The sequence below is a fragment of the Bartonella sp. AS69XJJH genome (assembly GCF_042195585.1).
In the GTDB taxonomy this organism is placed as follows: Bacteria; Pseudomonadota; Alphaproteobacteria; order Rhizobiales; family Rhizobiaceae; genus Bartonella.
In genome coordinates this window covers 1-5,992 of record NZ_JBHIOO010000038.1, presented here as the reverse complement: position 1 = coordinate 5,992, position 5,992 = coordinate 1, and the positions used below count along the sequence as shown (strand labels likewise).

Genomic DNA, 5,992 nt, shown 5'->3' with positions numbered 1-5,992 from the left:
AGTGAATCAAGCAGACCGAATTTGCGTTCTTACCATATTTCAGCACTATATTCCCCTTGGCTTACTTGGGGGGAATGCGCCAGAGAGTTTTTAGATGCCAAGGATGATCCGGCGCTTTTGCAGCCTTTTGTCAATACAGTGCTTGGAGAGCCATGGGAGGATAGAACAGGCGAAGTTGTTGACCCTGATAGCCTCTATGCAAAACGTGAAGATTATTCCCTTGCACCAGAACAAGCTGTCGTGTTGACGGCAGGAATTGACGTACAAAATGACCGTTTAGAGCTTGAAGTGGTGGGATGGGGACGCAGTGAAGAAAGCTGGCATATTGATTATCACGTCATTCCTGGTGATCCTTCTTCTTTTGAAGTATGGGACCAATTGGATGAATATCTTACAAGACGCTGGCCGCATCTAGGTTACAAAGACGGCATCAAGATAACGGCTGCTTGTATTGATACCGGTGGTGGACACACACAAGCGGTTTATAATTATGTGCGCCCGCGTGAGGGACGCCGTATCTGGGGGATTAAGGGGCAAGCGGGATGGCGTGCGGTATGGCCACGCCGTCCAAGCAGAAACAACAAAGGACAGATTAATCTCTATATTGTTGGTGTTGATGCAGCAAAAGATATTATCACGGCACGGTTTAAAAAATCTGGTCCTGAAGCATCGGGGGCTGGTGCAACACACTTTCACAAAAACCTTGATCGGGAATATTTTGACCAGCTAACCGCTGAAAGAAAAGTCATTAAATATTTTAAAGGCTTTAAGCGTATTGAATGGCAAAAAAGCGAAAAAGCAAGAAACGAAGCCTTGGACTGTAGGGTCTATGCTTATGCTGCTTTACAAGGTCTGATTTCGGCAGGAATAAACCTTAATCGAGAAGTCGATATCTTAGAAGAGCGTCTGGAAAAACTTAAAATTGAGGGCTCTTTAGAGCAGCCAACACCAAGACATGCCCCCTCTCCTTCTCCAAGAAGATCTCAGACAGCACAACCTCAAAGGAAACAATCCAGAACGGTGATGAATCCTTATATGCAAGGGGATTGGAGGTAATTTATGGATACAGACTTGAACCAAGTAAACAGCAAAACTGACAGACTGGAAAGTTTAAAAAAGCGGCGTGAACAAATTGAAGAAGCTCTTTATTCGGGAGCACAATCGGTGCGCCATGGCGATAAGCAAGTCAGCAACCGTTCTGTTGAGGAACTGCGCAGAGCGCTTGAGATGCTGAACACACAAATAGCCAACCTTGAAGGACGCAAGCGTTCACGCGTTTTCTATTTTAATATATCACGAGGCTATTAATGGCTGGTTTTATCAATAAACTCACAGGCTTTTTTACAATTTCTCGTCAACACAACCCCCATTTTGAAGCGGCAAGCAAAAGCCGCCGTATGGGTGGTTTTGACCCCGCAAAAAAACATATTAATAAAGCCATTGAGGAATGCGGTGATACCATTGTTGCCCGTTCAAGATGGCTTTATGACAATGAAGCTCTTTATGGGTCTGCAACAGAAGAATGGGTCTCTGCGGCTGTAAGTGATGGGATTAAACCTTATCCTCGTATTGAAGGTTTTCAAGAAGAAAAGAAAAAGCTTTTAGACTTATGGTGGCAATGGGTTGATGAGGCGGACTATGATGAAGATGCCAATTTTTATGGACTTCAAGCAACCATTGCACGAGAGGTCTTTTTAACCGGAGAGTGCTTTGTAAGATTGCATTATGTTGATCTCTACGGACGCTCTGGTGTACCGCTTCAATTACAAGTTTATCCAACCGAAATGCTAGACCTTTCCTACAATGGACCGGCTGAGATTGAAGGCAATTACATTCGTATGGGAATTGAATTTAATGCCAGTGGTAAGCGTGTTGCTTATCATTTTTGGAAACATCACCCCTATGATGATTGTTCTGCAAGGATAGTCTTTGAGAGTCAAGAGCGCATACGTGTCCCTGCTGAAATGGTCCTGCACATCAAAGAGCGCCGTATTGCCGGACAATTGCGCGGTTCTCCCAAAATAACGCGCTGTATGACAAAGATCTTTCAACTCGAATCCTATGACGACGCAGAACTCGATAGAAAAAGGACGGCAGCTCTTTTCGCGGCGTTTGTCAAGGACAATTCACCAAACGTCGAAAAATTACCCGATAATCGTGATAAAAACAACGTTGAAGAAGAATACAAAGCACCTGTCATTGCGCCCGGTGCATCTCTTTATTTAGGAGAGAATAAAGAGGTTACATTCTCAAATCCTGTTGAGGTTGGTGGCTCTTATGAGGCTTTTCAATTTCGCAATATCTTGAAAATTTGTGCAGCACTTAATATGCCTTATGCCGTTGTGACAGGAGACGTTACGCGGGGGAATTTTTCAAATGTGCGCACCTCCATCATTCAGTTTAGACGGCATGTTAAACAATGGCGTGAACATATCATTGCTTTTCAGTTTAATCGCATTATATGGGAGCGCTTTGTTGAAATGGCAGTGCTTGCTGGATGCGTCAATTTGCCAGGGTGGGAAGAAAATCCCTTGCCATGGGTTCAATGTGAAAGCTTTGCACCCCCGCTTGAAATGATTGACCCAAACAAGGATATCTCAGCGGAAAAAGAAGAAATCCGTGCCGGCTTGAAAACACGACGTATGGCACTTGCCGAGCGCGGCTTTGATATCGACAGCATTCATGCCGAAATGCAAGAAGAACACACAGATGCTCGTGCGCGTGGTTTATCTTTTGACACCGATATGGCGGCACCGGCTGGTAGCAATCACGTAATTGATACCGCAGATTCAGAGACTTCTGACACTTATGAAAGCAACCAAGGCAGTGAGGCACATACAAATGGTGAATAATCTCGACATGCCGTTTTTGGCATCACGGCTTTTTGGTGTTCCTCATATGCTTGCCTCGACAAAGCTTGATGTCATTCTCAATGCTCTTGCACCACGCCTTTTTGAAGGAGAAAAGTTTGCCACTGGGGCATTTGGACAAGGGGATACAGAAGCTTTCAGACCCCCTGAAACTTATGTAGTACAAAACAATATTGCCATCATACCAGTTCATGGCACGCTTGTGCGCCGTGGTGCATGGCTTGGGGCTTTATCGGGGCTAACCTCTTATGAAGGTTTGGGGGCTTCTTTTCGTGAAGCCATTGCACAATCTGATGTTCGCGCTGTTTTACTGGATATTGACAGCGGCGGTGGAGAAGCGGGCGGTGTGTTTGATCTTGTGGAAGAGTTTCAAGCACTCTCAAAACAATACGAAAAGCCCATTTGGGCGCATGCCAATGAGTTTGCCTGTTCAGCGGCTTATGCCATTGCCTGCTCTGCTTCTCAAATATGGGTTGCTCGCACGGGTGTTGTAGGCTCGATTGGTGTCGTTTGCGCCCATCTTGACCAATCCCGTGCAGATGAAAAACACGGGCATAAATGGACCTTTGTCTTTGAAGGTGATCACAAAGTTCATGGCAACCCTCATGAACCCTTGAGCGATACAGCACAGATAAAAATGCAAGCCGATTGCGCCCTGCTCTACGAGATGTTTGTCGATTTGGTGGCGCAAAACAGACGCTTAAATGCTGATGCAATTCGTGACACAAAAGCAGAAACTTTTATAGGCACCCAAGCTCTCAAACTTGGATTAGCAGATGTGCAAGGCACCCTTGCGCAAGCTTTGGAAGCCTTAACGGATTCCATATCACAAAACCCAACATCAACAACAAAAGAAGGACAAAACACATGGCACGCACACAATACCGCGCTGAAGAAGAGGATGACGAAAAGATTGTCGACATCATCAATGACGAGGAAGAGGACGAAGACGATAATGACGTCGACAAAAACGCCGAAATCTTTGACGACGAAGAAAACGAAGATGAGGACGAAGACAATGAGGACAATGAAAATAAGCGCGAAGATATGAAAGCCGTGCTTGAAAAAGAAAGAAAGCGCGCAAAAGCACTAACAACTCTTGAAAGGCAAGCAAAGCACTTAGGCGTTTCTTTTGACGCAGCAAAAGCTATTCAAAAAGGTATGAGCATCGAGAAAGCACGCCAATGTGTGTTGGTGGCTGCTAGCTCTCAAAGTGCGTCTTTAAAAGTCTCGCCTTATACCCCTCATAGTGATGGAACAAGCAAGGCAAAGATTCACGCAAAATGGGAAGCAGCTTGGAGGGCAGTGAAATGAATATTGTTTATGACGACGTACGCAATGGCGCTTATCTTGGACCCTACGACCCCGATATGTCAAACGAAGAAGTGGTGTTTGCATCAGGAGCATTCATTGAAGCGGGAACTGTTATGGGAAAGATAACCTCATCAGAAAAATATATCCCCCTTAATCCAGCAGCAACAGATGGCAGCCAAACACCGGCAGGGATTTCTTTTGCCACTGTTGACGCAACAGGCGCCGATCAACGCGCCGTGATTACAGCACGCTTATGCACAGTGAAAGCTTCTGAACTGCTATGGCCAGATGCCATCACAGATGAGCAAAAGAACGCGGCCATTCAGTCTTTCGAAGACAAAAACAACATTCTATTGCGATAGGAGAATGCACACATGGATATGAATTTTTTTAAACATGATGCTTTCTCAAGCATCACAATGATGAAAGCCATTGAAAACTATGAGTTTCAACCTGGTCTTGTAAGCTCTCTTAATCTTTTTGAGGAAGTTGAAACCAGTACCACAGTGGTTGGTATTGAACGGCGTGATAATACATTTTCGCTTATTCAAACCAGTGAACGCGGCGCACCTTTGGCAGAAGGTGATAGAGAGGGTCGTAATCTTCGGTTTTTCAAAACAACACGGATTGCCAAAAGTGATACCGTAAAATCAGAAGAAATCCAGAACCGGCGTGAATTTGGCACAGAAGATCAACTCGAGACAGCAATGAAATATATTGCCAGAAAACAAAAGAAACTGATTTCTGAAATCGAATTGACATGGGAAAATATGCAGCTTGGCGCTGTTCAAGGTGTTGTCCTTGATGCTGATGGCTCTGTCATTGTTGACTGGTACAAAGAATGGGAAATCACACCCCCAAAGCCCATTGACTTTAAACTGAATAATGAGACAACCAATGTTGCTGACAATGTTGATCGGGTCATTATGCGGATGATTGAGGCTTCAAAAGGAGCATTTTCTGATCGTTCGCGGATTATTGGGCTTTGTGGAAATGAATTCTTTTCCAAGTTGAAAAACCATAAAACAATTCGTGAAACTTATCTCAACACAGCCTTAGCACAAACACTTAATAGCGCCGGAGGTGTTGCAACACCAAGCGCAATTGGCGCGGGCAGCTTTGGCAGTTTTGACTTTGCAGGTGTCACTTTCATTAATTACCGGAGTATTCACAACTATAATGTGAGTGCGAAGGCTGGAACAAAGCGCGCCATAGGCATTAAGCCGGATGAATGTCAATTCTTTCCTGTTGATGCGCCTGGTGTATTCCAAAAAACCTTTTCCCCTGGTGAAAGCTTGGATTTTGCTAACACCGTTGGAAAGCCTCTCTACACCATGTTGATCGTTGATCACGACCGTAATGCATGGGTAAAACCGGAGGTCTACAGCTATCCGCTTTACATCTGTACACGCCCAGAAATGCTGTTTAAAGCCGTGATTGGAGCGAAATAACATGCGTTGGCACGGGCTGCTCAACAAAATGGTTAAAGATGTACGCAACACCTTTGGGCAGCCCATCATCTACACGCGAAAGGACAACCAGCAATCTTTTCGGATCACAGCGATTTACACCATTAAACATTCAGAATCGGACGCCGGAGGTAGAATCCCTACCACAATTGCAAGAAAGGAACTTGATCTTTGTATCAATGATATCGGGGGAATACCACCAAACCCTCAAGATAGTGTTGTAATCATTTCCCCTGAAAACAGCAAAGCCCCCTCTCAAGAGCACTTCATTGTCACAGATGTCCAAGCCTCTGAATCCGGTATGTATAAGCTTATCTTGCGAGAGATAAAACAATGAAA

Annotated in this window: 8 protein-coding genes; all 8 read left to right on the top strand. The window is 44.8% G+C overall.

Annotation, left to right across the window (positions count from 1 at the left end; translation table 11 throughout):
- A partial coding sequence (locus ACFIK6_RS08855) for a terminase gpA endonuclease subunit (protein ID WP_375642614.1) occupies window positions 1-1,056 on the top strand: 1,056 nt, incomplete at its 5' end.
- A gap of 3 nt (window positions 1,057-1,059) precedes the next feature.
- Entirely contained in the window at window positions 1,060-1,308 is a 249-nt protein-coding gene (locus ACFIK6_RS08850; RefSeq protein WP_273724442.1) for a phage head-tail joining protein, read from the top strand.
- The gene (locus ACFIK6_RS08845; RefSeq protein ID WP_375642615.1) at window positions 1,308-2,852 is read left to right on the top strand and encodes a phage portal protein; all 1,545 of its coding nucleotides are present in this window, start codon (window positions 1,308-1,310) and stop codon (window positions 2,850-2,852) included. The genes ACFIK6_RS08850 and ACFIK6_RS08845 overlap by 1 nt, the downstream gene beginning before the upstream one ends.
- Window positions 2,842-3,921, top strand: a complete 1,080-nt coding sequence (locus tag ACFIK6_RS08840; RefSeq protein ID WP_375677562.1) for a S49 family peptidase — start codon at window positions 2,842-2,844, stop codon at window positions 3,919-3,921. Before ACFIK6_RS08845 ends, ACFIK6_RS08840 begins: the two co-directional genes overlap by 11 nt.
- Entirely contained in the window at window positions 3,918-4,184 is a 267-nt protein-coding gene (locus ACFIK6_RS08835; protein WP_375642617.1) for a hypothetical protein, read from the top strand. Before ACFIK6_RS08840 ends, ACFIK6_RS08835 begins: the two co-directional genes overlap by 4 nt.
- The gene (locus ACFIK6_RS08830) at window positions 4,181-4,546 is read left to right on the top strand and encodes a head decoration protein (protein ID WP_375642618.1); all 366 of its coding nucleotides are present in this window, start codon (window positions 4,181-4,183) and stop codon (window positions 4,544-4,546) included. The genes ACFIK6_RS08835 and ACFIK6_RS08830 overlap by 4 nt, the downstream gene beginning before the upstream one ends.
- Window positions 4,547-4,558: 12 nt before the next feature.
- Window positions 4,559-5,635: a major capsid protein gene (locus tag ACFIK6_RS08825; protein WP_273724452.1), complete on the top strand. Its 1,077-nt coding sequence runs from the start codon at window positions 4,559-4,561 to the stop codon at window positions 5,633-5,635.
- Window position 5,636: 1 nt separating this feature from the next.
- The gene (locus ACFIK6_RS08820) at window positions 5,637-5,990 is read left to right on the top strand and encodes a hypothetical protein (RefSeq protein WP_375677561.1); all 354 of its coding nucleotides are present in this window, start codon (window positions 5,637-5,639) and stop codon (window positions 5,988-5,990) included.
- The last annotated feature ends 2 nt before the right edge of the window (window positions 5,991-5,992 follow it).